The sequence below is a fragment of the Micromonospora sp. NPDC051296 genome (assembly GCF_040682255.1).
In the GTDB taxonomy this organism is placed as follows: Bacteria; Actinomycetota; Actinomycetes; order Mycobacteriales; family Micromonosporaceae; genus Micromonospora; species Micromonospora craterilacus.
On the sequence record NZ_JBFBAO010000568.1, the window covers coordinates 1 to 2,709 of the forward strand.

Sequence of the window (2,709 nt, forward strand, 5' to 3'; positions counted from 1 at the left end):
ATCTGGGCCTCCACGCTGAACTACCGGCCGAGCAACCGGACGTTCTACTGGGCCGGGTGCATCGACTTCTCGCAGACCCACATCTACACCGCCGCCGCCGTGGACGGCACCTGGAGCCGGCACGCCACCATCCCCAACTGCTACTACGACGCCGGGATGCTGATCGACGACGACGACACCATGTACGTCGCGTACGGCAACGGCACCATCAGCGTGGCGCAGCTGTCCGCGGACGGGCGCACCCAGGTGCGGGCCCAGCAGGTGTACCAGACCCCGTCGAGCATCGGCACCCTGGAGGGGGCGCGCTTCTACAAGCGCAGCGGCGCCTACTACATCTGGCTGACCCGTCCCGCCAACGGCCAGTACGTGCTGAAGTCGACCAACGGCCCGTTCGGCCCGTACGAGCAGCGACAGGTGCTGCTCAACATGCCGGGCCCGATCTCCGGCGGTGGGGTGCCGCACCAGGGCGGGCTGGTGCAGACCCAGAACGGAGCCTGGTACTACCTGGCGTTCACCGACGCGTACCCCGGCGGGCGGATGCCGACGCTGGCACCGATCACCTGGACCAGCGACGGCTGGCCGCAGGTGCAGACGGTCAACGGGGCCTGGGGCGTGAACTACCCCAACCCGCTGCCACTGCGCCCGGTCAAGCCGCTCACCGGCGTCGACGCCTTCACCGGCACCACCCTCGGCCCGCAGTGGGAGTGGAACCACAATCCGGACAACAGCCGGTGGTCGGTGAACAAACGGGCTGCGCCTGCAGACTGCGACCGTCACCAACGACCTCTACCGGGCCCGCAACACGGTGACCCACCGCATCCAGGGGCCGACCTCGACGGCGACCATCGAGCTCGACTACTCGACGATGCGCGACGGTGACCGGACCGGGCTGGCCGTGCTGCGCGACGCCTCGGCCTGGATCGGTGTCCGACGCGACAACGGGGCGACCCGGGTCGTCATGACCAACGGGTTGAGCATGAACAGCAACTGGGACACCACCAGCACCGGCAGCGAGGTTGCCGGCGCCCCGGTCTCCGGTGGACGGATCTGGCTGCGGGCCAACGCCGACATCAGACCCGGCGCCGGCCGGCCGGCACGCTTCTCGTACAGCACCGACGGAGTCAACTTCGTCTCGTTGGGCAACGCCCTGACGCTCAACAACAACTGGACGTTCTTCATGGGGTACCGGTTCGCCGTCTTCAACCAGGCCACCCAGGCGCTCGGCGGGGCGGTGACCGTGCGCCGCTTCGAGCTGGCCACGCCGTAACCCCGATCCCGACGCCACCCCGCGTACCGGCCTGCCCCGCATTCCCGACAGAGTGCGGGGCAGGCCCGCGAGACGACATCCGTCGCCCGCCCGTTGACCTTCCGTCAATCGGTGTCGGTGCTGGCGTAGACTGTGCGTGATCTAGCGCTATCCACCCCGGGCGGGCACGGGCCGGCGTGGCGCCGCGAGAGAGGATCGTGTTCCAAGCCGCTCCGGTCAGCGTCGACGGGTCGCGGCGACCCACGGCATGCGGGAGTGTGAGATGGCCGTACGCGATCCTGCGATGACCGATGTGGCTCGCCTCGCTGGTGTTTCCCACCAGACGGTTTCGCGAGTGCTCAACGGCCACCCGAACGTGCGTGAACAGACCCGGCTCCGGGTCCAGGCGGCTATCGCCGAACTCGGCTACCGCCCGAACCGGGCGGCCCGCGCGCTGGTCACCGGCCGTTCGCAGGTGATCGGCGTGGTCGCGCAGAACACCACCCTCTACGGCCCGGCGTCCCTGCTCGCCGCCCTCGAACAGACGGCCGCCGAGGCTGGGTTCGCGGTCAGCGTGGGCAGCGTGCGCGACCTCGATCACCGGTCGATCTCGGCGGTGGTCGAGCGGCACCTGGCCCACCGGGTCGCCGGCATCGTGGTGATCGCGCCGGTGGAGTCGGCCGGGGAGGCGCTGGAGCGCCTGCCCAAGGACGTGCCGCTGGTCACCGTCGACGGGGATCCCCGCCGGCCGATGCCGCTGGTGACGGTCGACCAGGCCGCCGGTGCCCGGGCCGCCACCGAGCACCTGCTCGCGGCTGGTCACCGTACGGTCTGGCACGTGTCCGGGCCGTCCGACTGGTTCGACAGCGCGGGCCGCATCGACGGCTGGCGGGCGGCGCTGCTCTCGGCGGGAGCCGAGATCCCGCCGCTGGTACCGGCGGACTGGTCCGCGGCGGCCGGGTACCGGTGCGGGCAGATGTTGGCTCGGATGCCCGACGTCACCGCGGTCTTCACCGCCAACGACCATCTCGCCCTCGGTGTGCTGCGGGCCCTGCACGAGCACGGCCGCCGGGTGCCGGACGACATCAGCGTGGTCGGCTTCGACGACGTGCCCGAGGCGGCGTACTTCATCCCGCCGCTGACCACCGTGCGACCGGACTTCGACGCGGTGGCCCGGGCCAGCCTGGAGATGCTGCTGGCGCAGATCGAGTCGGTCAGCGGTGGCGCGTTGCGCGAGACCATCGCGCCGGCGCTGGTCTCCCGCCAGAGCGTCGGCCCGCCGCCCCGCCGCTGAACGCCCGCCGCCGGCGCTCGATCGTCACGGCTGGTGTTGCTCTGCCCGTCCCGGACCCGCTGTTCCCTGTCCGCCCTAATGAGTTGTGGGAGTTGGCCGGTGGGTGAGGCAGACTCCTGGTGGGTAGCCGCTGGCGGATGAGCACTTGTTCGGCCTGGGCCTGGTGTGG

At 70.8% G+C, this 2,709-nt stretch carries 1 protein-coding gene and 1 pseudogene; both read left to right on the forward strand.

Annotated elements, in window-relative coordinates; genetic code table 11:
- Positions 1-1,267: pseudogene (locus tag AB0M52_RS32945) on the forward strand (family 43 glycosylhydrolase); the annotation flags it as partial.
- Positions 1,268-1,550: 283 nt separating this feature from the next.
- Positions 1,551-2,540 carry a LacI family DNA-binding transcriptional regulator gene (locus tag AB0M52_RS32950; RefSeq protein ID WP_363961750.1) on the forward strand — a complete coding sequence of 330 codons (990 nt, stop codon included), beginning with the start codon at positions 1,551-1,553 and terminating at the stop codon, positions 2,538-2,540.
- Positions 2,541-2,709: the final 169 nt, after the last annotated feature.